This window comes from Hydrogenophaga palleronii (assembly GCF_031457455.1).
GTDB lineage: Bacteria > Pseudomonadota > Gammaproteobacteria > Burkholderiales > Burkholderiaceae_C > Hydrogenophaga > Hydrogenophaga palleronii_A.
Genome location: NZ_JAVDWU010000004.1, coordinates 189,221 through 213,883, shown reverse-complemented (window position 1 = coordinate 213,883; position 24,663 = coordinate 189,221). Strand labels below are relative to the sequence as shown.

Annotated in this window: 20 protein-coding genes; 5 read left to right on the top strand and 15 right to left on the bottom strand. The window is 63.6% G+C overall.

What is annotated here, in order from left to right:
* Positions 1-10: 10 nt before the first annotated feature.
* The 4 genes from J2W49_RS11090 to J2W49_RS11075 form a co-directional block, all read right to left on the bottom strand.
* Complete coding sequence (locus J2W49_RS11090; protein ID WP_310316312.1) at positions 11-973, bottom strand: aspartate carbamoyltransferase catalytic subunit; 963 nt, start codon at positions 971-973, stop codon at positions 11-13.
* Positions 970-1,497 (bottom strand): bifunctional pyr operon transcriptional regulator/uracil phosphoribosyltransferase PyrR, encoded by a 528-nt coding sequence (gene pyrR, locus J2W49_RS11085; protein ID WP_310315631.1) that lies wholly within the window; start codon positions 1,495-1,497, stop codon positions 970-972. The genes J2W49_RS11090 and pyrR overlap by 4 nt, the downstream gene beginning before the upstream one ends.
* Positions 1,494-1,898: a Holliday junction resolvase RuvX gene (ruvX, locus tag J2W49_RS11080; RefSeq protein ID WP_310315630.1), complete on the bottom strand. Its 405-nt coding sequence runs from the start codon at positions 1,896-1,898 to the stop codon at positions 1,494-1,496. Before ruvX ends, pyrR begins: the two co-directional genes overlap by 4 nt.
* A 138-nt stretch (positions 1,899-2,036) precedes the next feature.
* The gene (locus J2W49_RS11075) at positions 2,037-2,627 is read right to left on the bottom strand and encodes a YqgE/AlgH family protein (protein ID WP_310315628.1); all 591 of its coding nucleotides are present in this window, start codon (positions 2,625-2,627) and stop codon (positions 2,037-2,039) included.
* A 54-nt stretch (positions 2,628-2,681) separates the two neighbouring features.
* Here J2W49_RS11075 and J2W49_RS11070 point away from each other — a divergent pair, with 54 nt between their 5' ends.
* Positions 2,682-4,163 (top strand): cryptochrome/photolyase family protein, encoded by a 1,482-nt coding sequence (locus J2W49_RS11070; RefSeq protein ID WP_310315626.1) that lies wholly within the window; start codon positions 2,682-2,684, stop codon positions 4,161-4,163.
* A gap of 210 nt (positions 4,164-4,373) precedes the next feature.
* Here the strand turns inward: J2W49_RS11070 and J2W49_RS11065 are convergent, their stop codons facing one another.
* The 6 genes from J2W49_RS11065 to J2W49_RS11040 form a co-directional block, all read right to left on the bottom strand.
* A complete protein-coding gene (locus J2W49_RS11065; protein WP_310315623.1) occupies positions 4,374-10,469 on the bottom strand; it encodes a hybrid sensor histidine kinase/response regulator in 6,096 nt (2,031 codons plus the stop codon).
* A gap of 35 nt (positions 10,470-10,504) precedes the next feature.
* On the bottom strand, positions 10,505-12,742 hold the full coding sequence (locus J2W49_RS11060) for a methyl-accepting chemotaxis protein (protein WP_310315621.1): 2,238 nt from the start codon (positions 12,740-12,742) through the stop codon (positions 10,505-10,507).
* 57 nt (positions 12,743-12,799) lie between these two features.
* A complete protein-coding gene (locus J2W49_RS11055; protein WP_310315619.1) occupies positions 12,800-13,333 on the bottom strand; it encodes a chemotaxis protein CheW in 534 nt (177 codons plus the stop codon).
* Positions 13,334-13,363: 30 nt separating this feature from the next.
* On the bottom strand, positions 13,364-13,729 hold the full coding sequence (locus tag J2W49_RS11050) for a response regulator (protein ID WP_310315617.1): 366 nt from the start codon (positions 13,727-13,729) through the stop codon (positions 13,364-13,366).
* Positions 13,729-14,124 (bottom strand): response regulator, encoded by a 396-nt coding sequence (locus J2W49_RS11045; RefSeq protein ID WP_370690291.1) that lies wholly within the window; start codon positions 14,122-14,124, stop codon positions 13,729-13,731. The genes J2W49_RS11050 and J2W49_RS11045 overlap by 1 nt, the downstream gene beginning before the upstream one ends.
* A 169-nt stretch (positions 14,125-14,293) precedes the next feature.
* Positions 14,294-14,467 carry a rubredoxin gene (locus J2W49_RS11040; RefSeq protein ID WP_310316308.1) on the bottom strand — a complete coding sequence of 58 codons (174 nt, stop codon included), beginning with the start codon at positions 14,465-14,467 and terminating at the stop codon, positions 14,294-14,296.
* 152 nt (positions 14,468-14,619) lie between these two features.
* Here J2W49_RS11040 and thiD point away from each other — a divergent pair, with 152 nt between their 5' ends.
* Positions 14,620-15,561: a bifunctional hydroxymethylpyrimidine kinase/phosphomethylpyrimidine kinase gene (gene thiD, locus J2W49_RS11035; RefSeq protein ID WP_310315615.1), complete on the top strand. Its 942-nt coding sequence runs from the start codon at positions 14,620-14,622 to the stop codon at positions 15,559-15,561.
* 182 nt (positions 15,562-15,743) lie between these two features.
* A complete protein-coding gene (gene hemL / locus J2W49_RS11030) occupies positions 15,744-17,051 on the top strand; it encodes a glutamate-1-semialdehyde 2,1-aminomutase (protein ID WP_310315613.1) in 1,308 nt (435 codons plus the stop codon).
* Positions 17,052-17,600: 549 nt separating this feature from the next.
* Here hemL and purH read toward each other — a convergent pair.
* The 3 genes from purH to dusB all read right to left on the bottom strand — a co-directional run bounded on the left by purH (position 17,601) and on the right by dusB (position 20,828).
* Positions 17,601-19,187, bottom strand: a complete 1,587-nt coding sequence (purH, locus tag J2W49_RS11025; protein ID WP_310315611.1) for a bifunctional phosphoribosylaminoimidazolecarboxamide formyltransferase/IMP cyclohydrolase — start codon at positions 19,185-19,187, stop codon at positions 17,601-17,603.
* Positions 19,188-19,366: 179 nt separating this feature from the next.
* Positions 19,367-19,603 (bottom strand): helix-turn-helix domain-containing protein, encoded by a 237-nt coding sequence (locus tag J2W49_RS11020; RefSeq protein ID WP_310315609.1) that lies wholly within the window; start codon positions 19,601-19,603, stop codon positions 19,367-19,369.
* A 175-nt stretch (positions 19,604-19,778) separates the two neighbouring features.
* Complete coding sequence (dusB, locus tag J2W49_RS11015; protein WP_310315607.1) at positions 19,779-20,828, bottom strand: tRNA dihydrouridine synthase DusB; 1,050 nt, start codon at positions 20,826-20,828, stop codon at positions 19,779-19,781.
* A gap of 136 nt (positions 20,829-20,964) precedes the next feature.
* Here dusB and J2W49_RS11010 point away from each other — a divergent pair, with 136 nt between their 5' ends.
* Positions 20,965-21,462 (top strand): YqaA family protein, encoded by a 498-nt coding sequence (locus J2W49_RS11010; protein WP_310315605.1) that lies wholly within the window; start codon positions 20,965-20,967, stop codon positions 21,460-21,462.
* 88 nt (positions 21,463-21,550) lie between these two features.
* Positions 21,551-22,738, top strand: a complete 1,188-nt coding sequence (locus tag J2W49_RS11005) for an MFS transporter (protein ID WP_310315603.1) — start codon at positions 21,551-21,553, stop codon at positions 22,736-22,738.
* On the opposite strand, the gene J2W49_RS11000 is transcribed toward J2W49_RS11005, so the two are convergent.
* Positions 22,723-23,496 (bottom strand): RNA pseudouridine synthase, encoded by a 774-nt coding sequence (locus tag J2W49_RS11000; RefSeq protein WP_310315600.1) that lies wholly within the window; start codon positions 23,494-23,496, stop codon positions 22,723-22,725. The genes J2W49_RS11005 and J2W49_RS11000 overlap by 16 nt on opposite strands.
* A gap of 9 nt (positions 23,497-23,505) precedes the next feature.
* A complete protein-coding gene (ychF, locus tag J2W49_RS10995; protein WP_310315599.1) occupies positions 23,506-24,597 on the bottom strand; it encodes a redox-regulated ATPase YchF in 1,092 nt (363 codons plus the stop codon).
* Between the last annotated feature and the right edge of the window lie 66 nt (positions 24,598-24,663).

Genomic DNA, 24,663 nt, shown 5'->3' with positions numbered 1-24,663 from the left:
CGTGCTGCGCTCATGCCTCGTTGCCCGCCACGATGCCCATCACCGCCATGCGCACCGCGATGCCGAAAGTGACCTGCGGCAGGATCACGCTTTGTGGGCCGTCCACCACGGCGGAGTCGATCTCCACGCCGCGGTTGATCGGGCCCGGGTGCATCACGATGGCGTCGGGCTTGGCCCAGCGCAGGCGTTCGGGCGTGAGGCCGAAGCTTTTGAAGTACTCCTGGCTGGAGGGCAGCAAGGCGCCGCTCATGCGTTCGTTCTGCAGCCGCAGCGTGATCACCACGTCGCAGTCTTTGATGCCCTCTTCCAGCGTGTGGCACACACGCACGCCCATGTGCGACAAGTCGCCCGGCACCAGGGTGCGTGGGCCGACCACGCGCACATCGGGGCAGCCCAGTGTGGTCAGGGCGTGGATGTCAGAGCGCGCCACCCTCGAATGCAGCACGTCGCCCACGATGGCCACCGAGAGCTGGGTGAAGTCCTTCTTGTAGTGGCGGATGGTGTACATGTCCAGCATGCCCTGCGTGGGGTGGGCGTGGCGCCCGTCACCGGCATTGATCACGTGCACGTGAGGTGCCACGTGCTGGGCGATCAGGTAGGGCGCACCCGACTCGCTGTGGCGCACCACGAAGATGTCGGCCGCCATGGCGCTGAGGTTGGAGATGGTGTCGAGCAGCGATTCGCCCTTGGCGGTGGAGCTGCGCGCAATGTCGAGGTTGATCACGTCGGCGCTCAGGCGCGTGGCGGCGATCTCGAAGGTGGTGCGGGTGCGGGTGCTGTTCTCGAAAAACAGGTTGAACACACTCTTGCCACGCAGCAGCGGCACCTTTTTCACTTCGCGGTCGCTCACACTCACGAAGTTGCCGGCGGTATCGAGGATCTTGGTCAGGATGTCGCGCGAGAGGCCCTCGGTGGAGAGCAGGTGGATCAGTTCACCGTTCTTGTTGAGTTGGGGATTGCGTGCCACGTTCAGATCTTCCTGTTTTCCAGTACAAAACTCAGGCGACCCTGCTCGTCTCGCGCCAACTCAAGCAACTGGTCGTCAGGCAAGCTCAGCGTGGTCACGCACAGGTTGGGCTCGATGGGCAGTTCGCGCCCGCCGCGGTCCACCAGCACCGCCAGCTTGACACTGGCCGGGCGACCGTAGTCGTACAGCTCGTTGATCACAGCACGCAGGGTGCGGCCGGTGTAGAGCACGTCGTCGATCAGCAGCACATGGGCACCATTGACCTCGAACGGCAAACTGGTCTGCGCACTGCTGGCCAGGCCGCGCTTCGAAAAGTCGTCCCGGTGCATGGCCGACGAGATCACGCCGGCCGCGCCTGGCAGCCCCAGGTCTTTTTGCAGGCGCTCGGCAAGCCATGCACCGCCCGAGGTGATGCCAACCAGCACCAGGGGAACGGGTGAGTCGGCCATGAATTGCTTGACCGCGCTGCGCAACCCTTCGTAAAGGACTTCAGCGTCAAGCTCGGCAGCCGGGGGCGGCGGGTGGGTCAAGGCAGGCTCCTCAAAAACTGTTCCAGGATGATGCAAGCCGAAACGGCGTCGGCATCTTTGGCGCCCAGGCTGTGCGCCTCGGTGGTGGAGTAGCGCTCGTCCACCTCATACACCGGCAGCCCATGGCGCCCCCGCAACTGGCGCGCAAACTTCAAAGCACGGGCGGTATTTTCGTGCGCAGCACCGTCCGGGTGGTAGGGCACCCCCACCACCAGGGCATCGGGCTGCCACTCTTTCAGGCGCTGGGCAATCTGCACAAAGCGCGATTCACCCTCGGCGGTAATCGTGGTCTGTGGCGTGGCGCTGCGGGTGATGCGGTTGCCGCTGGCCACGCCGGTGCGTTTCAGGCCGTAGTCAAACGCCAGGAACGTCTGTGCGGCAGTGTCAAGGACCGTCGGCATCGACTGTTCACCTCGGCGCGAAGTCGCGCCATCCAGCACACACCACGGAACCGGCTTTGCCGGGCCGCAGGTGTGGCCCCCCTCCCGCCGAAGGCGAGAGAGGGGGGTGACGCGAAGCGGCGCGGGGGGTGTTCATCCTCACCCATGCCCCGCGTCAGGCGAGAGCATCCAGGGTTGCAGGCCCAGCAAGGCCATGGCGCGTTCGTAGCGCTCGGCCACGGGGGTATCAAAGATCAGGTCAGGATCGGCCTCCACGGTGAGCCAGCTGTTCTCCGTGATTTCCGACTCCAATTGCCCCTGACCCCAGGAGGCATAGCCCAGCGTCACAAACACCCTGCGCGGTCCGGCGCCGGAGGAGATGGCCTCCAGCACGTCCTTGGACGTGGTCATTTCGAGCCCGCCGGGAATGGACAGGGTAGACGCGTATACGGACTCACCTTCACCACCCTCGACCGCGTCGTGCAGCACGAACCCGCGTTCGGTCTGCACGGGACCGCCCTGAAACACGGGCTGGTCGGACAGGTCTTCCCTGCCCAGGGAAAGGTCGATTTTTTCAAACAGGCGGGGCAGAAGGATGTCGCTGGGCTTGTTGATGACCAGGCCCAATGCGCCTTTGTCACTGTGTTCACACAGAAACACTACGCTGCGGCCGAATAGCTCGTCACTGAGGGCGGGCATCGCAATCAGAAAATGATTGGTCAGGTTGGTGGGGGCAGAATCGGCAGACATCGCGGGATTTTAAGCCGCGCCACCCATTCGGCCGCTCGCGCGCCGGACGCCACCATGAACACCTACGACAAAGGCCTGATGTGGTTCCGCCGCGATCTTCGGGCAGAGGACAACGCTGCCCTGCACCACGCGCTCAAAGCCTGCAAGCAGGTCTGGTGTGTGTTCGTTTTTGACACCGACATCCTCGACCCGCTGGCCCGTGTCGACCGCCGCGTCGAGTTCATCCGGGAATCGCTGGTCGAACTGGATGAGCGCTTGCGCAGTCTGGCCGAAGCACACGGCATCAAGGGCGGTGGTCTGATCGTGCGCCATGCCCGCGCCCAGACCGAGATCCCTGCTTTGGCGCAACAGCTGCAGGTGCAGGCGGTCTTCGCCAACCACGACGACGAGCCTGACGCACTGGCCCGAGACGCCCAGGTGTTCGGTAGCCTCGCGCACGCAGGCATCCTGATGCACAGCCACAAGGACCATGTGATCTTCGAGCGCCGCGAGGTGCTCACCCAGGCCGGACATGCCTTTGGGGTTTTCACACCCTACAAGAACGCCTGGCTCAAGCAGCTCACCCCGTATCACCTGAAAGCCTATCCTGTTGAGAAATACGGATCCTCTCTGGCCCCTGTGCCTGCGGATCTGGCCGCCCCCGTGCCCAGCCCGGCATCGCTGGGCTTTGAGCCCAGCAACCTGTCGCAGTTGCCCATGCCCACGGGCAGCAGCGGTGGCCACCACCTGTTCGAAGACTTTGTCCAGCGCATCGACCGCTATGAAGAGGCCCGCAACTTCCCGGCGATCAAGGGGCCCAGCTACCTCAGTGTGCACCTGCGGTTCGGCACCCTCTCGATCCGGCAGGTGGCGTCGGTGGCCTACCAGTTGCATCTGCAGGGCATCGGCGGCGCCAGCACCTGGCTCTCTGAGCTGATCTGGCGCGACTTCTACCACCAGGTGCTGGCCAATCACCCGCATGTGGTGCACGGCGCCTTCAAGCCCGAGTACGACCACATCCGATTCGAGCATGGCAAACATGCCAAGACCCTGTTTGCGGCCTGGTGCGAAGGGCGAACCGGTTACCCCCTGGTGGATGCCGCGATGGCCCAGATCAACCAGACCGGCTACATGCACAACCGCCTGCGCATGGTGGTGGCCAGCTTCCTGGTCAAGGATCTGGGCATCGACTGGCGTTGGGGAGAGCGCTATTTTGCAGAGCACCTGATCGACTTCGACCTCGCCGCCAACAACGGCGGCTGGCAGTGGGCCAGCTCCAGCGGTTGCGATGCCCAACCCTACTTCCGCATCTTCAACCCCATCACGCAAAGCGAGAAATTCGATCCCGGCGGCAGGTTCATCCGGCGCTACCTGCCGCAGCTCGCCGGTCTGCCCGACGCAGCCATCCATGCGCCATGGAAGGCCAACGAGATTGAGAAAGCCGCGGCGGGTCTGGTGTTGGGTGAAAACTACCCTTTGCCCATCGTGGACCACGCAGAAGCCAGGGAAGCCACGCTGACGCGCTACGCGGTGGTCAAGAACCCCAAAAAGATTTGAGGTTTGGCCCGCAACCTTTCCGGCGAGCTATGTCCTCACCCAGAGATACCGTGGAACCGGCTTCGCCGGGCCACTGGTATGCCTTGCAGGCCGCAGCCTCGCCAGAGTCGAGGCTTCTTCGGGCTGTCCAAGCCTGCGCAGGCAGGCTTGGAGCCGCGGCCCTCAGCCCCCTTGAGGGGGTCGCGCAAAGCGCGGCGGGGGTGGACCCTGTCAAGCCTGTTCCGCCGCCAGCTGGGCGTAGTGACCGATGAGGGCCAGCAGCTCGTCTTCGGCGTAAGGCTTTCCGAGGTAGTGGTCCACACCCAGTTCCCGGGCATGCTCGCGGTGCTTTTCCGCGATGCGCGAGGTGATCATGATCACCGGCAGACCCGCCAGGCGGGCGTCGCCCCGGATGTTGCGCACCAGGTCAAAGCCATCCATGCGCGGCATCTCAATGTCGGACAGCACCACGGTCGGCCGCTCCTGCTGCAGGCGCTCCAGCGCCTGCAGGCCATCCGCAGCCAACGACACCCGATAACCTTCGCGCTGCAGCAGACGCTGTGTGACGCGACGCACGGTGATCGAATCGTCCACCACCAAAATCAGCGGCACCGCGTTGGTGGCCAGATCGGCGGCAGAAAGGGTGTCGCCCTGTGCCGGCTGAGGCGTGTGTGCCTGGGCGGCCACCCATTCATGCACTTGCGCGCCGTACACGGTCGCCAGGGCCACCGGGTTGTAGATCAATGCGACGGCGCCCGAGGCGAGGATGGACATGCCCGCCAGACCCGGCAGACGCGACAGCTGCGATCCCAGGTTCTTCACCACGACTTCCTGGTTGCCCAGGACCGCGTCCACGTGCATGGCAACGCGCTGGGCAGCGCTTCGGAAGATCACCACAGGCAGCGTGCGGGCGGTTTCCACCGATCGCGGCGAGGACTGCAGCAGGGCACCGGCCCAGTAGAAGGGAATGTCTTCCGCACCCGCGTGCAGAGTGCCCGTCTCGTACGCCTTGGCCAGTTCCTCTGCGCTGACCCGGCGCACCAGTTCCACGATGTTGGACGGCACACCCAGCGTGAGGGCACCCGCCCGAACCATCACCACCTGCGTCACAGCGGTGGTGAGCGGCAACACCAGTTTGAAGCTGGCCCCCTGGCCTCGCTCGCTGCTGGTTTCAATCCGGCCGCCCAGTGCCACCACGTCGGCACGCACCACGTCCATGCCGATGCCACGCCCGGCCAGCTCGGAGACTTCCTGAGCCGTGCTCAGGCCTGCCTCGAACACCAGTTGGGCGGCTTCTGCATCCGAGAGGCTGACCCCGGGTTGAACAAGCCCTTGAGCCAAAGCCTTTTCGCGCAGGCGATCCAGATCCAGGCCGGCGCCATCATCGCTGAACACCACCGACACGTCATTGAGTTCCTGAGCAAGGCGAATCTCGATACGCCCTTCGTGCGGTTTGCCTGCGGCGGCCCGCTCATCGGGCGACTCGATGCCGTGCACCACGCTGTTGCGCAGCAGATGTTCAAAAGCGGCGGTCATCCGGTCCAGCACACCCCGGTCCATTTCGATGTTGCCGCCGGTGATATCGAGACGCACCTGCTTGTGTGTTTCTTTCGAGGCCTGACGCACCACACGGTACAGCCGCTCGGAAATGCCTTCAAACTCCACCATGCGCGTGCGCAGCAGGTCGCGTTGAAGCTCCCGGGTCTGGCGCGCCTGCGCCACGAGGCCGTCTTCGGTCGCTTCCACGGCGCGCTGCAGGTTGCGCTGCACCGTGGCCACGTCGTTGACCGACTCGGCCATCATCCGGGTGAGTTCCTGAACGCGGGTGAAACGGTCGAACTCCAGCGGATCGAACGACTGATCGGCATCGCGGGCCTGCGCCAGTCGCGACTGCATCTGGGTCTCGGCCTGAAGCTCGATGTCGCGCAGCTGCATGCGAAGGCGATCCAGGTTGCCTGTGAGATCCTTCAGCGATCCTCGCAGGGTCACCAGTTCGGACTCCATGCGCGAACGCGTGATGATGACCTCACCCGCCTGGTTGACTAGGCGGTCCAGGAGCTCAGGGCGCACGCGCACGGCAGCACCGGCGCGGGCCTGGGCCACCATGGGAATGCGGGGCAGCGTGAGATTGGACAAGCTCTCTGCGACAGGGCTTGCTGGTGTTGATGTTGCGGTCTGCTCCTCGGCCTGGGCTTCTGGGGCGGCGTCTTCAGGTGCCACCAGCGCAATATCGGCTGGTACCACGATCTCGGCCAGCGGGGTCAGGTCTTCCGAAGGATGTTCGGCATGCCGCAGCACATCAAAGCGGGCGGTGATGGCATCGAAGGCTGCTTCGAGGGGTTCCAGATCCGCGCTTCGCTTCACATCCGAGCCCATGCGCTCGGCGTCGGTCTCCATGCGGTGGGCCATTTCACCCAGTCGCAAGGCGCCTGCCAAGCGGGCACTGCCTTTGAGCGTGTGCAGGTTGCGCAGCACTTCCGCACGGGCGCTGTTGTTGTCTGGACGTGCCACCCACTGGCGTAATGCGCCACCCAGCTGGGGCAGAAGCTCCAGCGCCTCTTCCGTGAAGATGGGGAACAGGTCGGCGTCAATGGTGTCGAGCACGTCGATGTCGTCATCGATGTCTTGAACGACAGCATGATCGGCATGGTCTTCGGGAGCGTGCAGGGGCTCGAACTCCGTCACCATCAGCGACGGTGCGGAGATGTCGGCGTCCGATGGTGCGATCGGGACTTCAGGGGCCTCCACCACCAGATCCGCCGCTGCTTCAGGCCACGGCTCGTGCACCACGCGGTACAACGCGTCGAGCAACTCGGCGTTCGGTTCCTTGATGAAGCCAGCTGCGAACTGGTGCAGCAGCCGTCGAATGTCTTCCGAGGCATCCACGAACAACTGTGCGTGCTCGGCGGAGGCCTGTTGCCCGCCTTCCTGATGCTGGCTCACCGTGTTGAGCGCATGTTCCAGCGCACGGGCAATGCGTGAGAGCGATTCGAATCCGACCGTGGCCGAACTGCCTGCCAGCGAGTGCGCGAGGGATTCCGCGTCGGCGGTCAATGGCTCGTGCCGCTCAAGCGCCCATTCGCCCAGACAATTCACCAGACGCCGGGACCATTCGTCCGCTTCGTTGAGGTAGACGTTGTAGAGCTTGATGCCGATGCGGAGATCCCCGATGACCTTGGTCTGGTCGTCAGGCACCTCGTCCAGCAATTCAGGCACGTCGACCGGAATATCGTGCGCTCTGCTGCCTTCTTCGGACACTTCAACGGCGTGAAGCACCGGAATACCGTCATCCACCGGCAAGGCTTCTTCAACCGCCAGATCAACGCCGGATTCAAAAATGGGCTGCGCGTCGGCCGTGACTTCAATGGCCTCAACGGGGGCGTCATCCGCAGGTGCTTCGGCCGCTGGCGTGTGCTCGGCGACCGGCGCTTCGGGCGCTGCAAAGGAAGAGAAGCGGGAAAGGCTGGCCATGTCGATGTCGCTGAACATCGGTTGCGATGCGACATTGCCAGGGACCTCAATGAAAACGGGATCCGAAGCCATCCCGAGATCGCCACCAAAGGTCGAGGTATCGACAAAATCCGCATGGCCATGCAGGGGAGGCAGCTCGTCTCGCGAAGCTTCTGGCGTTCCAGCGTCCAGCTCAATGCCTTCAGACAGCAGTTGCTCCGCCGCGTCGCCTTGCTCGCTCGCTTCCACCGCCAAAGGCGCCGCATCTTCATGCTCTGGCAGCGCCGCCACGTCCACCGCCTCAACGGCAACCACATCGGAACCTTGCGCCAGTTCCAGGGCAAACGGATCGGCTTCCGGTTCCGCGACCGAAGCGGTTTCTACCGCGGCAGCCTGCGCCTCGGGCAAAACCAGTGGGCGGTACACCGCTTGGTTGCGCCACGATTCGGCGCTGTCCCTGAACGGCTGAGCGCTCCATGGAACGCCGGTGCGTCCCTCGATGTCTTGAACCCAGCGCGAAAAGCCGGCCATGGCTTCGCCAGCCAAGCGGAGCATTTCGGGCTTGGAGGCGCCTTGTTCGGCCAGGGCCGCGTTGAGCATCTGCTCCATGGCCCATGCCGCGTCACCGAATTCGATGAGGCCGACCATGCGCGAGCTCCCTTTGAGGGTATGGAAAGCGCGGCGCAAGGTGGTCAGGTGCTCGAGGTCGGCAGGCTGCGCCTGCAGCTGGCTCACGGCCTCCTGGCCGTTGTGCACCACTTCGCGCGCTTCTTCCAGGAAGATGTCGAGCAGATCGTCTTCTTCGCCCAGTGCGTCGTCCACCGGCATGTCGCGGGGCTCGCTGGGGGCTTGTGCCGAGGCGATGGAAAGATCGACCAAGGCTTGCGCACCGGCTTTGGGGTCGTCATGAATGACCGCCTGGGCAGCTTCACGTGCGGCGCGTGCCACCTCCGGCTGTTCGGCCAGCGAGGCCTGTGAAGCCAGGGTGTCGAGCTGTTCGCTCAGATCAGCCAGGTTGACGCCGTCCTGGACACCTTCCACGACGCGCTGCACACCAGCGTCGATGGCCTGGGCGTCTTCTCTGGCGGGCTGCTCGGGCAACTTGTCGGCCAGCGTGCGGCCCATCAGGGGCAGCAGTTCGCCCTTTTCTTCATCAAAGACAAACAGCTTCTTGGCCAGCGCAGGCTGGTAGTTGAGCATGTCCACCAGGAAACTCAGGGCACTGAGGTTGTTGCCCAGCTGCTGGAAGGTACCGGCTTCGCGGGCCATCGCTTCGTCGACCTCGGTGTCGAGGATCTGGTCCACGACGGTGCGCATGCGCGCCACGGTCTGTACCGCCTGATCGAGACCCAGCACCGACAGCACGCCCCGCATTTGTCCCAGCTGGGAAACCGCCACATGCAGGCCTGCTTTTTCGACAGGAGCCCGGAAGAACTGGTCGAGCGACTTCTCCGCTTCGGTCAGCGAAGCCTTCAGTTCGCCCACCACGCTGCCCATCGTCTGGCGGTCGCTCACACGGCGGTAGAGCTGCTCCATCCAGGTGTCCAGCGGTTGGGCCGGCTCACCTGCAAGCACGCTTTCAAGTCGCGCGGCCAACGCTTGTGTGCGCTCGGTGAGCTCATGGGCATTGGGATCAAAATCTTCGAATGCGGCCTCGAGGTACAGCGTGGTCGTGGCCACTTCCATGGCCAGCTCCGGCCGCACGCCACGGATTTCGCGCGTGGCTTGCTCGGCCGCCTTGACGAGCGCCTGTGCGAGCACGGTGCTGGCGGGATGCAGCTTCAGAAGCGAATCGGCCACGAGACCAAACTGGTCCACCACTTGCCGCGATCGGCTGGCGTCGCCACCCGAGAACAGCGACCAAGCTTCCTTGGCGGTGTGAATGCGTTTGCGTGCCTGAGCCAACACAGCTGGGTCGTAACGACCCAAGGTGGCCTGGTGGTAGTTCACCGGCCGTTCGTCAACCAAACCAAAGGCCTGCTTGACGGCCAGCAGGTTGGGCGCCTGTTCTGGCGATCCATTTTCGGACTGGGCGCACAGAAACAACAGATCGTGCAACAGCGTTTCAGAGACCTGCGTTTTGCCCTGAACGAAAGAAGCAAACTGCAGCAGGATGCGGGAGGTCGCACGTTTGGCGTACAGATCGGGTGGCAGGAACTTGTACCCCAACGCCTCGAAATAGCCAGCGACCACACGCCAGAAGGTTTGTTCACGCGCTTCCGAGGCGCCTGCAGACAGCGACGCACTCAACTTGGCCAGTTGCAGGGCGGCCGCCGGGCTCTGGGTCTTGACCACCAGCAGCACGAGACGATCAAACATCGATCGCAGCGTCGCGTTGCACTGTTTGGGACTGACGTCCTGGGGCGGTTGCACATGCGTGCCGCGGTGCTCAAAATTCCAGAGGTCCGCAGGGTGCACCCGCTCGGCGCCGGCCAGCTCCTGCACTTCCCGGTACTGCGGGAACAGGGCGACCGCGTGAACCGGCTTGTTGTTCAGTACCGCTTCAAGGTATTCGATCAGCGCAAAGCTGGCTCGCTCGATCTTGTCAGCGGCCTCCGTGGTGCAGATCTGGGGGCGCTTCACGAACCTTTGAACGGCCGCCTCCATGGCACGCAGAACCTGCGCGGGCGCCACGAGGCCCACCATTTCGAGCGCGCCCACCGCCTGATGAAGCTGCTGGCGAGCCAGACGCAGCGAACCCGGATCAACCGCTTCCAGGTCGTCGTACCGGGATTGTTCGGTCTCGCGAACGAACCGACGGATCGCCTTGTTCGCACCATCGAAGGACTTGCGAAGTTCTTCAAACACCCAGGCCAGCGGGCCGAGGTCGGCGAGCGGTGCGTCCGTCTGCGAACTGTCGGCGAGCTTGTCTAGCATGTTGGTATTGATCCGTTCGGAGGCTCGGAGGGGGTTCAGGCGATCTTGAATCGGGCCACAGATTGACGCAGTTCTTCGGCCATGGCAGACAGTTCACGAACCTGATGGGCCGTCGAACGGGTACCTTCACCGGTTTGTTCGGTCACCGCAAAAATGTGCTGAATGCTGCCGGCCACCTCGTTGGCGGACTCGGCTTCGCGGGAAGCGGCATCGGAAATCTGCTCAATCAGTTCGGCAAGTCGGCGCGACACGCGGTCGATTTCGGACAGGGCGGTACCGGCGTTGTCCGACAGCTTGGCCCCTTCCACCACACCCTGCGTGGATCGCTCCATGGCGGCCACCGCGTCCTGCGTGTCGGTCTGAATGGCTTTCACCAGTGCCGAGATCTGGCGCGTGGCGTCTGCGGAGCGCTCAGCCAGTCGCTGCACCTCTTCCGCAACCACCGAGAAGCCTCGTCCGGCTTCACCGGCAGACGCTGCCTGAATGGCGGCGTTCAGTGCCAGCACGTTCGTTTGTTCGGTAATGTCGGAAATCAGTTCGGTGATCTCACCAATCTCCTGCGAAGACTCACCCAGTCGCTTGATGCGCTTGGAAGTTTCCTGGATCTGGTCCCGGATGGCGTTCATACCGCCGATGGCGTCCTGCACGGCCTGCAGACCGGATTCGGCAGCTTCCAGAGAAGTGCGCGCCACAGAGGCCGATTCCTGCGCCTGACCAGACACCTGGTTGATTCGCTGCGCCATTTCCAGCACCGACTGGCCGGTTTCGCGAATCTCGCGCAGCTGTTCGGTGGAGGCGGCCAGCAGTTCGGTGGAGGTGCTCTCCACCGCCGACGTCGTTTGTGCGACTCGGGTGGCCGTGGCCTGCACGTTGCCCACCAGCGAACGCAGTTCTTCCACCGTGTAGTTCACCGAGTCGGCGATGGCGCCGGTGATGTCTTCGGTCACCGTGGCTTCCTGCGTCAGATCGCCTTCAGCCACCGTCTGCAGTTCGTTCATCAACCGCAAAATGGCCGCCTGGTTGGCATCGTTGACGCGCTTGGCGTCCTGCTCAAGCGATTCGGCTTCCAGTCGCTGGCTTTCTGCCACCAGTTGGCGCTGACGGCTGTCAAGCAGCTGCACATAGGCCAGTCCGGCCGCACAAAGCAGAGAAAACAAGGCCGCAATGATCAGGACAGCGAGTTCACCCGCGCCGATACCGGAACGCGTTGAAAGATCGCCCTGCAACTGCTGCAACCCCAGTCGCAGTGGCTCACTGTCGGCAATGATGCCTGCCTGGGCCTCACGCGCCGACACCAAGCCCTGCAGGTTGCCCAGGATGGCACCGGCTTCCGTGCGGGTGTCTTCGTACAGCTTCAACAAGGCTTCCAGGCTTTCCCGGATCTGCGGGTCCCGCGCCGGCGCAAGCCGCAGCTCTTCACTGCCGTTGAGCAAACCTTCGGAAATTTCCTTGAAGGTGTTCAAGTCCTTGCCCAGCAGGAACACGGCCTCGGGGCTCACGCCTTCAAGCGTCAGGAATTCGTTGGCCGACTTACCGATGCGCTGGGTCAACATCACCAGCTGACCCGAGGCAGCGATTTCCACCGCTGGGGCGCTCTGCTGAAGCTTGAGCGATGAAATGGTTTCAGCGATCTCCAGCAGATCAGATGACTGCCTGTTGATGGTGCCCAGCGCGGCGCCCACCTGGGTCAGCACCGCCTCCTGTTGGAGCACGGCCGATGCGTTGCGCTCGGCCTGGTCCACCTTGGGCAGCAACTCGGTCAACAGGGGATCAAACGCGGCACCGACTGCATCGATGCCCAGTTCGTTGTCGCCTTGTTGCAGACCGCGCACGTTGCGAGCCAACACGGAGGAACTGTCCTTGACTTCGGAGAAGGCTTCAGGGCTGCCCACCAGAGCCTGAGACACGCTCTTGGCCAGACGTTGCGACTGCATCAGGGCCTGACCGCTGGCGGCCACCTGCTGACTGATCTTGTCTGTCTGGCTCAAGATGAAGAAGGTCAGGGCACCCAGGAAGATGAGGCCCACAGCCAGCAGGACGGCCAGGGAGCGCTGGTGCTGGTCAGCGGGTTTGGTGCCCAGCAGCGGCAGCGAGACCAGCCCGGCCGAACTTCCCTCGTTTTCTGAAGAATACGGTTCGGACCCATCCAAGGGCTGCGGCGAAAGCCGCGCGGCCGCCATCTCGGCGATCTCTTGATCGGTGGCATTCGACAGGTCTGGCTCGTCACCCGTATTCTTTTTGAACAGTCCCTGGAATCGATCGATCGTGGCCATGAAAAAACCTTCCAACAAAAATAAAGTCTGAACCCGCGGCTTGTGACGCAACAGGCTTCAGGCTGCAATGGCCAGAAACTCCGGCTCCTTCGACAGTTCCTGGAGATCAATTTCTAGCCATGTCTGTCCCTGCATGTCGAGCAGACACCGGGAAACATAGGTGGGCGCGCCCTCAGGCACCTGGGCCAGCGTGCTGAAGTTGACCGGGTTTCTCAAACCCAGCAACCGGTCAATCAGCATCACGGCGTTGATGCCGAGCGCGTGATGAAAACTCACCAGCCGGGACTCGGAGGTGATCCGTTCGGTGTGAGGGGTATCCCCTGCGCTGCCACCCACGAGCCGGGCCAGGTCGATCACGCCATGCAAGCCACCACGCAAGCTGGCCACACCCAGGTACCAAGGCTTCGTGTAGGGGACTTCCTGCACAGCTGACCACGGGAAAATTTCCCCGGACTGAACAAGCGGCAGGAGGAAGCGCTGACCGCCCGCTTCCACAGCGAGCCACGAAGCAGTAACGGCCTCGGTTTTGGCTGCCGACAGACGCTGAGCCAGTCGTTCCTGAAGGTCTTTGAGTGACTGTCTGTTGGCCATGCTCGGTGTGCGAGGGTCGCGCTCGGGGCTTCAGCCCAGCGCCCGAATCTTGGACATCAGTTCCTCGGCATCGACCGGCTTGGTGACGTAGTCACGAGCGCCCTGGCGCATGCCCCAGACGCGGTCGGTTTCCTGATCTTTGCTGGTGCACATGATGATGGGAATGTTGGAATACTGCGGATCCCGGGTGATGGCCCGGGTCAACTGAAAGCCATTCTGACCGGGCATCACAACGTCCATCAGGATCAAATCAGGCTTTTCCTCGCTTAGCCGACGAAAGGCTTCATCCGCATTCTCGGCGGTGCGCACGCTGTAGCCGTTTTTACTCAGCAGATCGGACAGCACCATGAGCTCGGTTTTCGAGTCATCAACAACAAGGACTTTTTGAATAGGCATCAGACTGCTCCGGTGAGGTTGGCTCCATACTGCTGCACGGCTTGCAACAACTGGTCTTTTGTGAAGGGTTTGGTGAGGTAGTCCTGCGAGCCGACCATGCGGCCACGAGCCTTGTCGAACACACCGTCCTTGGACGAGAGCATCACGACGGGAATGTTGGCGAACCTCGCGTTGCGCTTGATGATGGCGCAGGTCTGGTACCCATCGAGCCTGGGCATCAGGATGTCGCAGAACACCAGGTCGGGCTGGTAGTCGTTGATCTTGGCCAGCGCATCGAACCCGTCGTCTGCCAGCAGCACTTCGTGCCCGCCTTGCTTCAGAAAAATCTCGGCACTTCGGCGGATGGTGTTGCTGTCGTCCACCACGAGGACTTTGTATGCAGGTGTCGTGCTCACGATCAGGTCACTCCAGTAAACGGACAGGGCGGGAGGCGCACAGCCTGGGCGGCGTTGCTGGCGGTCAGGCCAGCCATGGTCGGCGAGATCATATCTGCATCAATTGCAGACCGGGACCATGGCGCGTGAACATTGCGGACGAAGCGTTAAATATGAGGCAATTCAAAAGTCAGATTTGCACCATCTCAAAGTCTTCCTTGCGGGCACCACACTCCGGACAGGTCCAGTTCATGGGTACTTGCGCCCAGGGGGTCCCTGGAGCGATGCCGTGCTCGACTGCGCCTGCGGCTTCGTCGTAAATCCAGCCGCAAATCAGGCACATCCAAGTCTTGGTTTCGATCATGTTCATGGGGGGCATTGTCATAGAATGTGGCGATTGTATCGAGCAGGTTACCGCCCGTCGGGGCCCTGTCCGACCAGTGACACGCTGGACCTTCCGATGTGCGTCGGCAACTGCCCAGGCTTTGTGGCCGGGACCACTCCCCTCACCCTCTCATGCCCGACATTCCCGAAACCCCAGCAGCCAAGCCTGTGATCGAGCCAGGTGAGGCGTCACTGCCCTGCGTCATGGTGTTCAACGCCAACGATCCCAGCGGAGCCGGGGGACTCAGCGCCGACCTGACCGCCATGTCGAGCGCGTCTGCCCACGTACTCCCCGTGGTGACCGGCGCCTACATCCGCGATACCTCGGACATTCACGACCACATTGCGTTCGATGAAGAGGCGCTCACCGATCAGGCCCGCTGCGCCCTGGAAGACATGCCGGTGCAGGCCTTCAAGGTCGGCTTTGTCGGCAGCCCGGAGAACCTCAGCGCCATTGCTGAAATCACGACCGATTATTCGGATGTGCCCGTCATCGCCTACATGCCCGACCTGTCGTGGTGGGACGAACTGGCGATCGAGACCTACCTGGACGCGTGCACCGAACTGCTGCTACCGCAGACCACGGTGCTGGTGGGCAACCACAGCACACTGTGCCGATGGCTGTTGCCCGACTGGGAAGGCGACCGCCCGCCCAACGCACGGGAAGTGGCCCGGGCCGCTGCGGTGCACGGCGTGCCTTACACCCTGGTGACCGGCTTCAACGCAGCCGACCAGTACCTGGAAAGCCATCTCGCCTCACCCGAGACCGTGCTGGCCAGCGCGCGCTACGAACGCTTTGAAGCCACCTTCAGTGGTGCCGGAGACACTTTGTCTGCCGCCTTGTGCGCGCTGATCGCGGCAGGCGCCGATCTTCAAACCGCTTGTGCCGAGGCCCTGACCTATCTAGACCAGTGCCTCGACGCCGGATTTCAGCCGGGCATGGGACACGCCGTGCCCGACCGTCTGTTCTGGGCCCATGAAGATGAGGACGAAGAATCCACCGAAGCGGGCGAAAGCGCGTCAGACAGCACCCTGGATGCCGAGGACTTTCCCCTGGACACGACGCGGCATTGATTGGAGCCCCCCCGCGTCGCCTTCGGCGCCACCCCCCTGAAGGGGGCGACACCTGAGGCCCGGCGAAGCCGGTTCCTCGGTGTCTCTGGATCAGGCGCCTTCATCCAGGGCTGTTCAATCTCCGGTACCGTCCCGAACCCGAGCACCGGCCGCATCTGAAACCCATCACCCTTGACCACACCATGACCTCTACTGACCGCAACCTGCAACTCTTTGAGCGCGCCAAGGCCCTGATCCCTGGTGGCGTCAATTCGCCCGTGCGCGCGTTCCGTGCAGTGGGCGGCACACCCCGGTTCATCCAGCGCGCACAGGGCGCGTATTTCTGGGACGCCAATGGTCAGCGCTATATCGACTACATCGGTTCATGGGGTCCGATGATCCTGGGCCATGGCCACCCAGCCGTGGTGGAGGCGGTGCAGAAGGCGGTGCTTGAGGGCTTTTCTTTTGGCGCACCCACAGAACGCGAAGTCGAGCTCGCCGAAACCATCATCAACCTGGTCCCCAGCATCGACATGGTGCGACTGGTGAGTTCCGGGACCGAAGCCGGCATGAGCGCGATCCGCCTTGCGCGCGGCGCGACCGGCCGCAAGAAGATCATCAAATTCGAGGGCTGCTACCACGGCCATGCCGATGCGCTGCTGGTCAAGGCGGGTTCTGGCCTGGCCACCTTTGGCAACCCGACCAGCGCCGGCGTCCCGCCCGAAGTGGTACAGCACACCATCGTGCTGGAATACAACAACATCGAACAACTGGAGGCCGCGTTCGTCGAGCACGGCCCTGATGTGGCCTGCCTGATCATCGAGCCGATCGCCGGCAATATGAATTTCGTGCGCGCCAGCGTGCCTTTCATGAAACGCTGTCGCGAACTGTGCACGCAGCACGGTGCCTTGCTGGCATTTGATGAAGTCATGACGGGTTTCCGGGTCGCACTCGGCGGCGCGCAGAGCGTCTATGCGCAACTGATTCCCGGGTTTGAACCCGACATGACGGTGATGGGCAAGGTGATCGGCGGCGGCATGCCACTGGCGGCCTTTGGTGCCAAGCGCGCGGTGATGGAACAGTTGGCGCCGTTGGGCGGCGTGTACCAGGCGGGCACGCTGAGCGGCAACCCTGTCGCAACAGCATGCGGACTGGCCACGCTGAAGGAAATCAGCAAACCGGGCTTCTTCGAGCAACTCACGGCCACCACGCAATCGCTGGTCAGCGGCCTCACATCAGCTGCTGCAGCTGAAGGCGTGCCGCTGTGCGGCGACAGCCAGGGCGGCATGTTCGGCTTCTTCCTGTTTGAGGAACTGCCGCAGAATTACGCCAAGGTCATGACCACAGACGGCCCGCGCTTCAACACCCTGTTCCACGGCCTGCTGGACCGCGGTGTATACATTGCGCCCGCGCTGTACGAAGCCGGGTTTGTGAGTGCGGCTCACACGGCGCAAGACATTGCCGATACGGTTTCGGCTGCGCGGGACGTTTTCAGGCTGCTGGGCAAGTAGGCAAGGGGGCTCTGTCTCGGCAAGAGCCTCGCGCTTCAACAGATTTCAGGCCAGTGCCTTGCGCCAGGCGGATGGTGGAGCTGCCGTTCTCCGGCTCACCTCGCGGGCGGCTGCTTCAGGTGCGCCTACATGGGTTCGTCAACTGCACGGTGGGCCCGCCGTCTGCGTGGCAACCGCGAATGGAGCCTGCGCCCGTCAGCCCGCACCACCCACCTTCAAATGCATGTGAGCACGCCTGCAAAAGGCCGTCCCGGCACACGAAAGACTTTCCTGCAAGCGCACCCACCCGTCAGCGGGGCGGGGGGTTGGGGTAGTCCGGTCGCAGGCTCCATTCGCGGATGCCACCGAGGTCGAGCGCTCACACAGTGTTCACGAAGAAGCAGACGTGGGCCCAACCAGTCGCCCGCGAGGTGAGGCGGAGAACGGATGCCCCGACGCCCCGCCCACCTACCATGCAGGCGAGAATCAGCATCCCTGAAGAAGGGCCGCAGGAAACCAAAGAGCCCCGTAGACCCCATCCTCCCAGCGTGAGAGGGAACAAGACAGTGGTCAGTGCCTGAAGTGGCGCACGCCCGAATACACCATCACCACACCGCGCTCATCCGCCGCGTCAATCACTTCCTGATCGCGCATGGAGCCACCGGGCTGGATCACGCACGAAGCGCCCGCGTCCACCACCACATCCAGGCCATCGCGGAACGGGAAGAAAGCGTCACTGGCCACCGCCGTGCCCTGCAGAGACAGCTTGGCATGGCCAGCCTTGATGCTGGCGATGCGGGCCGAATCCAGGCGGCTCATCTGCCCGGCGCCCACGCCCATGGTCATGCCGTCCTTGCAGAACACGATGGCGTTGGACTTGACGTACTTGGCCACCTTCCACGCGAACAGCAAGTCTTCGACTTGCTGCTCGGTCGGCTGCAGCTTGGTCACCACCTTGAGGTCGGTGCGCTGCAACACGTGGTTGTCAGCACTTTGCATCAACAGGCCTGAGCCGATGCGTTTGATGTCGGTGAGATTCAGCCCCTTGTCCCACGCGGTAGGGCCACCTGGTGGCAATGCGATTTCCAGCACCCGCACATTGGCCTTGGCTTTGAACACCTCGAGCGCTTCCGGCGTGTAGCCGGGCGCCATGAGCACTTCCACGAACTGCTTGCTGATGGCCTGGGCACCTGCGCCATCGAGCACGCGGTTCAGGGCAATGATGCCGCCGAAGGCACTGGTCGGGTCGGTCTGGAAGGCCTTGCTGTAGGCCTCCAGCGCGTCCTTGCCCACGGCCACGCCACAGGGGTTGGCGTGCTTCACGATCACGCAGGCCGGCACGTCAAAGCTCTTGACACATTCCCAGGCGGCGTCGGCGTCGGCAATGTTGTTGTAGCTCAGTTCCTTGCCCTGCAACTGCTTCGCCGTCACCAGCGACCCGGGGGCCGGGTACAGGTCGCGGTAGAAGGCGGCGGTCTGGTGCGGATTCTCGCCGTAGCGCAGGTCCTGCAGCTTGACGAAGCGGCCGTTGGTCTGGGCCGGGTAGACACTGCGCTTGGGCACGGCCGCACCTTCTTCAAACTCGATGCTGGAAAGGTAATCGCTGATGGCGCCGTCGTAATTGCTGATGCGGTTGAACGCCGCCACCGACAGGGCAAAGCGCGTCTTGTCGCTGAGCTTGCCGCTGGCCTTGAGCTCATCGATCACAGCGGGGTATTGGGCGGCGTCCGTCAGCACCGCGACGTCTTTCCAGTTCTTGGCGGCACTGCGCACCATGGCTGGACCGCCAATATCGATGTTCTCGATGGCATCTTCCAGCGTGCAGCCGGGCTTGGCCACGGTGGCTTCAAACGGGTAGAGGTTGACGACCAGGAGGTCGATGGTGTCGATGCCATGCGCCTTGAGCGCAGCCATGTGCTCGGGCAGATTCCGGCGCGCCAGCAAACCACCGTGCACCTTGGGGTGCAGGGTCTTGACCCGGCCGTCGAGCATTTCAGGGAAGCCGGTTACCTCGGCCACCTCGGTCACCGGCAAGCCCTTTTCGGCCAGCAGCTTGGCGGTGCCGCCAGTGGAGATCAGGGGCACACCCAGACCATGAAGGGCCTGTGCGAGTTCGACGATGCCGGTTTTGTCGGAGACGGAGATGAGTGCGCGCATGGAAGTTTTTTTTAAAGGGTTTCAGATCAGTGGCCGAAGAGCGAATGGCCTCGCATGCCAGAACGCCCTCCAGGGGCACCGAGGATCCGGCTCTGCCGGGCCTGGGGTGCCGCCCCCTTCCCGCCGCAGGCGAGAGAGGGGGGTGACGCGAAGCGGCGCGGGGGGTGCTTCATCCCCCTTCATTCGATCAAGTGGTGTTCGAGCAGCTTCTTGCGCAAGGTGTTGCGGTTGAGCCCCAGCCATTGCGCGGCACGCGACTGGTTGTTTTGTGACTGCTGCATCACGACTTCCAGCAGCGGCTTCTCCACGGCCTTGACCAGCATCTCGTGCAGACCGGCCGGATCCGTGCCGTTGAGGTCGCGGAAGTAAGCCTCCATGCTGGTGCGAACGCAGTCGTGCAGGTTGGGGGTACTCATAAAAGGCCTTGTTGCTCCGTTCTGCATTGTTCTTGCGCTGCGCTCACTGACACCCCTTCGCTCTTCGAGCTGCGGTGCGAGCTGGCTTGGGAACGGTCCGGCGCTGCGCTCACTGGAACACCTCCGCTCTTCGAGCTGCGGTGCGAGCTGGCTTGGGAACGGCCCGGCGCTGCGCTCATGCCGCCATCTTCCATGGTGTGTCGCTGTCGGCATGTTCCGCGCCCCATGTGACTTGTGCGTCACGCCATTCGTCCAGGCTCTCGCTCACGCAGCGAAGCTGCGCCTCACAGCTCGTGAGCTCGTTGATGCGGTCGCGGAACACCGCAGCCGCACCGGGTGGCAAGGGCAATGCCCTGGCGTACCAGCCCAGATGTTTGCGGGCACTGCGCACACCGGTGAATTCGCCATACAGCGCGTAATGATCTTCCAGGTGCTCCAGCAGCCAGGTGCGCACCTCCGCCAGATCAGGCGGTGGCAGTTCCTCGCCAGTGGCCAGGAAGTGGGCAATCTCGCGAAAGATCCACGGGCGCCCCTGGGCAGCCCGTCCGATCATGATGGCGTCGGCCCCGGTGCGTCGCAGCACTTCCTGGGCCTTTTGCGGTGTGTCGATGTCGCCGTTGGCCACGACCGGAATGCGCACGCGGCTCTTGATGTGGGCCACGGTGTCGTGCTCAGCCTGGCCCTTGTAGCCTTGTTCGCGGGTGCGTCCATGCACGGTCAGCATCTGGATGCCGACCGACTCGGCCGCCAACGCCAGTGCGGGCGCATTGCGCCCGGAGGCGCACCAGCCCGTGCGCATCTTGAGCGTGACCGGTACGCGGTGGGGCTCGCAGGCGGCGACCACCGCCTGCACGATCTCGATCGCCAGGGCCTCGTCCTGCATCAGCGCGGAACCCGCCCACTTGTTGCACACCTTCTTGGCCGGGCAACCCATGTTGATGTCGATGATCTGGGCGCCACGATCGATGTTGTAGCGCGCCGCGTCGGCCATCATCGCCGCGTCCGTGCCGGCAATCTGCACGGCGATGGGATCGCTCTCGCCCTCGTGGTTGGCACGGCGCGACGTCTTCAGACTGTCTTGCAGGTCAGGGCGCGAAGTCACCATTTCGCTCACCGCATAACCCGCGCCCAGCCGCTTGCAGAGCTTGCGGAAAGGACGGTCCGTGACCCCGGCCATGGGCGCGGCGAACAGGGCATTGGGCAGGGTGAAAGCCCCGAGTTGCATGGCGGTGGGAGAATCCGGTGGGAGCGAAGACGAAGCCGGGATCGAATAACGGATCGGCGAAAGCGGACTCGCATTGTATCTGCCTGTTTTTTCAGCAGGCGATAAATTCATTCAACTGAACAGGCCTCACTTCAACGTGCAACCCCCCCTGCCCGACTGGATCGTCACGCTGACGCATTGGCTCGCTTTGCCCGAAGTCGGGTTGAGCACGGTGTTCGTGGTGGCTTTCGTCTCTGCCACGCTGCTGCCCATGGGTTCGGAGCCCGCCGTGTTCGCTCTGATCAAGCTCAACCCGGAGCTGTTCTGGTCGACCATTCTCGTGGCCACGGCTGGCAATACCGCGGGTGGTGCTTTGTCGTGGCTGATGGGCCTGGGCGCCCACAAGGCGGTGGACAAGATGCGCCATGGCACCCCCACCAACGCGCGCGCGCTGCGCTGGCTGGAGCGATTCGGTCCCAAGGCCTGTCTGCTGAGTTGGCTGCCGGTGGTGGGCGATCCGCTGTGCGCCGTGGCGGGCTGGCTGAAATTCCCCTTCTGGCCCTGCCTGATCTACATGGCCATCGGCAAGTTCGCCCGCTACCTCACCATGACGGCCGCCCTGCTCTGGGTGTTCCCTGGGGGACTCCCCTTCTGACGCCAGGGCATCGCTTCGCGGCGATACTGCCGCAGGCCATGGATCCGGTCGCCCCCCGATCCAGGCCCACACCACCTCGCACCGCTTCATGACCACCACCCTGTCGACCACCGGCGCCTCCAGCGCAGCCTTGCCTCGCGCACTGTGGGCGCTGATGGTGGGCAACTTCGTGATCGGCACCGGCGTGATGGTGGTGCCCGGTACGCTCAACGACATCAGCGCATCACTGGGCGTGTCGATTCCCCAGGCAGGCCAACTGATCACCGCAGCGGCCATCCTGATGGGCCTGGGCGCGCCGGCCTTTGCCACCCTGGTGGCTGGCTGGGATCGGCGGCGGCTGTTGACATTGTCCTTGCTCTGGTATGCCGCCCTCATGGGTATCTGCGCGCTGGCGCCGACCTATGGTGCCCTGTTGCCCTTGCGGGTGCTGGCCGTGATTTCACCGGCCATCTTCACGCCGCAGGCTGCCGCGTGCGTGGGCTTGCTGGTGCCCCCGGCGCAGCGTGGTCGCGCCATCACCTTCGTGTTCCTGGGCTGGTCGGTGGCATCGGTCATGGGCATGCCGCTGTCGGCCTGGATCGGCAACGAACTGGGCTGGCGCTGGGCTTTTGGCCTGGTCGCACTAATGTCGCTGGGCAGCGCCGCCTGGGTGTGGCGCGACATGCCCGATGGCATCAAGCCCGCAGCGCTCTCACGCCAGGCATGGGGGCGTGCACTGAGCTCACCCGCATTGATGATGGCGGTGGGTGTCACCCTTTTGTCTGCCTTCGGGCAGTTCACGCTGTTCTCGTATCTCGCTCCCTACTTCGCACAGACCCTGGGCGCGGGTGGGAGCGCGTTGGCGACGATGTTCCTGTGGTTTGGCGCTTTCGGACTGGTGGGCAACGTGGTGGTGACGCGCTTCATAGACCGCATTGGCGCACCCGCAGCGGTACTGATCACGCTCGGCTTCATCGCGCTGAGCCTGCTGCTGTGGCCGCTCGGGCGTCACGCGTTCTGGGCGATGGGCCTGGTCGTCATTCCCTGGGCGCTGGGGTGTTTTTCATGCAACTCGGCGCAACAGGCACGCCTGGTGCACATTTCGCCCGAACTGGCTTCGGCCACGGTGGCACTGAACACCTCGGCCATGTATGGCGGTCAGGCTTTGGGCGCGGCGCTGGGCGGCGTGATGATCGCCCAGGGGCAGATGCTGCGCCTGCACGAGGTCGGGCTGGCCGTGATGCTCCTGGCCATGGGGCTGAGCCTGTGGGCCGAGCGGGCTCAGAAACGCTCGTAGGGCATCAGAAAGCGCCACTCGCCCACGGGCAGACCAGCCAGCGAAACGCGGCCCAGCCGGAGGCGGCGCAAGGCGGTGAGCTGCAGGCCCGCGCGCTCACACAGGTGCGCCACCTGGCCTGGCCGGTTGCCCTTGATGGCCAGACGCAGGCGCAGCTCGCTCTGCCAGCTGGCGCGGGCCGAAGGCACGGCCCAGCCATCAAAGAACAGCGCCTTGCCCAGCGACTTGAGCACCGCGTCGCGCCGGGCATCGTCTTCCAGCTCGGGATCGCTCGCCACCTCGGCCAGCCACTCGTGTTCCAGCTGTCCTGCGTCGTCGGTCATCTTGCGGGCCACGGCCGGGTTCTGGGTGAACACCATCAGCCCGCTGGCCTTGGTGCCCAGGGGTGACACCGGCAACAGCTTGTGCAGGTGCGCCTTGAGCAGGCGCACCCCGGAGCGGTCGCCCTTGAAGCGGTTGGCGTCGGTGAACCATTTGGCGGCCAGGGGATCCGGCAGCAAGGGCTCGTCGGGCAGCACCCGGTTGGCGGGTTTGTGCCAGATCAGCGTCATCGAAGCCAACGGCTCCAGCCTGGCCTTGGGATCCAGCTGCACGGTCTGGTCGTCGCGCACACGTTCCATAGGCTCCTGCACGACCTTGCCGTCCACCCGCACCCAGCCGCCTGCGATGTAGAGCTCGGCGTCGCTGCGGGAACAGGGCAACTGGGCTGCCAGGCGTTTGGCCAGACGCTGGGGTTCAGGCCGGCCGGTATCGGGCATTTTTCCGGCTCAGCTGCTGAAGAGGAAATTCATCACGTCGCCATCCCTGACGACATATTCCTTGCCTTCGGCGCGCATCTTGCCGGCGTCTTTGGCGCCCTGCTCACCCTTGTAGGTGATGAAGTCGTCAAAGCCGATGGTCTGGGCGCGGATGTAGCCCTTCTCGAAGTCGGTGTGGATCACGCCGGCGGCCTGTGGCCCGGTGTCGCCCACGTGGATGGTCCAGGCACGCACTTCTTTCACGCCAGCGGTGAAGTAGGTCTGCAGGCCCAGCAGCTTGTAGGCGGCGCGGATCAGGCGGTTCAGGCCGGGTTCGTCCTGGCCCAGTTCCTGGAGGAATTCCAGCCGGTCGGCGTCGTCCATCTCGGCCAGTTCGGCTTCGATCTTGGCGCAGATGGCCACCACCGGCGCGTTCTGCTTTTCTGCGAACGCGCGAAGGCGGTCCAGGAAAGGGTTGTTCTCGAAACCATCTTCGGACACATTGGCCACGAACATGGCGGGCTTGGCGGTGATCAGGAAAAACTGTTTGAGCTGGGCCTGTTCTTCCTTGCTGAAGTCGATGGTGCGCACCGGCTGCGTGTCGTTCAGCGCGGTCTGGCACTTCTCCAGAATGGCGAGTTGTTTGACGGCCTCCTTGTCACCGGAACGGGCGATCTTGCTCACGCGGTGAATGGCCTTTTCCACCGCGGCCAGATCGGCCAAGCAGAGCTCGGTCTGGATGACTTCAATGTCGGCGATCGGGTCGACCTTGTTGGCCACGTGGATCACGTTATCGTCTTCAAAACAGCGCACCACGTTGACGATGGCATCCGTCTCGCGGATGTGCGCCAGGAACTTGTTGCCCAGGCCTTCACCCGTGCTGGCGCCAGCCACCAGGCCGGCGATGTCCACGAACTCCACAATGGCCGGGACCACCCGTTCGGGCTTGACGATCTCCGCGAGCTGTTGCAGACGCGGGTCAGGCACTTCCACCACGCCGGTGTTCGGCTCGATGGTGCAGAACGGGTAGTTTTCGGCCGCGATGCCGGCCTTGGTCAGGGCGTTGAATAGCGTGGATTTGCCGACGTTGGGCAGGCCCACGATGCCGCATTGGAGACTCATGAATTACCTCGAAAAACAGCCCGCCAGTGTATGCGATGGGTGGCAATGGGGTACGCTGCATGCAGT

Bases quoted from the DNA above. Each gene is read 5' to 3' on its own strand.
- ruvX (WP_310315630.1), bottom strand. From the start codon at position 1,898: ATGCCGACGGTCCTTGACACTGCCGCACAGACGTTCCTGGCGTTTGAC.
- hemL (WP_310315613.1), top strand. From the start codon at position 15,744: ATGACCTCTACTGACCGCAACCTGCAACTCTTTGAGCGCGCCAAGGCC.
- J2W49_RS11050 (WP_310315617.1), bottom strand. From the start codon at position 13,729: ATGCCTATTCAAAAAGTCCTTGTTGTTGATGACTCGAAAACCGAGCTC.
- purH (WP_310315611.1), bottom strand. From the start codon at position 19,187: ATGCGCGCACTCATCTCCGTCTCCGACAAAACCGGCATCGTCGAACTC.
- J2W49_RS11060 (WP_310315621.1), bottom strand. From the start codon at position 12,742: ATGGCCACGATCGATCGATTCCAGGGACTGTTCAAAAAGAATACGGGT.
- J2W49_RS11020 (WP_310315609.1), bottom strand. From the start codon at position 19,603: ATGAGTACCCCCAACCTGCACGACTGCGTTCGCACCAGCATGGAGGCT.
- J2W49_RS11075 (WP_310315628.1), bottom strand. From the start codon at position 2,627: ATGTCTGCCGATTCTGCCCCCACCAACCTGACCAATCATTTTCTGATT.
- J2W49_RS11040 (WP_310316308.1), bottom strand. From the start codon at position 14,467: ATGATCGAAACCAAGACTTGGATGTGCCTGATTTGCGGCTGGATTTAC.
- J2W49_RS11005 (WP_310315603.1), top strand. From the start codon at position 21,551: ATGACCACCACCCTGTCGACCACCGGCGCCTCCAGCGCAGCCTTGCCT.
- J2W49_RS11070 (WP_310315626.1), top strand. From the start codon at position 2,682: ATGAACACCTACGACAAAGGCCTGATGTGGTTCCGCCGCGATCTTCGG.
- J2W49_RS11055 (WP_310315619.1), bottom strand. From the start codon at position 13,333: ATGGCCAACAGACAGTCACTCAAAGACCTTCAGGAACGACTGGCTCAG.
- dusB (WP_310315607.1), bottom strand. From the start codon at position 20,828: ATGCAACTCGGGGCTTTCACCCTGCCCAATGCCCTGTTCGCCGCGCCC.
- thiD (WP_310315615.1), top strand. From the start codon at position 14,620: ATGCCCGACATTCCCGAAACCCCAGCAGCCAAGCCTGTGATCGAGCCA.
- ychF (WP_310315599.1), bottom strand. From the start codon at position 24,597: ATGAGTCTCCAATGCGGCATCGTGGGCCTGCCCAACGTCGGCAAATCC.
- J2W49_RS11000 (WP_310315600.1), bottom strand. From the start codon at position 23,496: ATGCCCGATACCGGCCGGCCTGAACCCCAGCGTCTGGCCAAACGCCTG.
- J2W49_RS11065 (WP_310315623.1), bottom strand. From the start codon at position 10,469: ATGCTAGACAAGCTCGCCGACAGTTCGCAGACGGACGCACCGCTCGCC.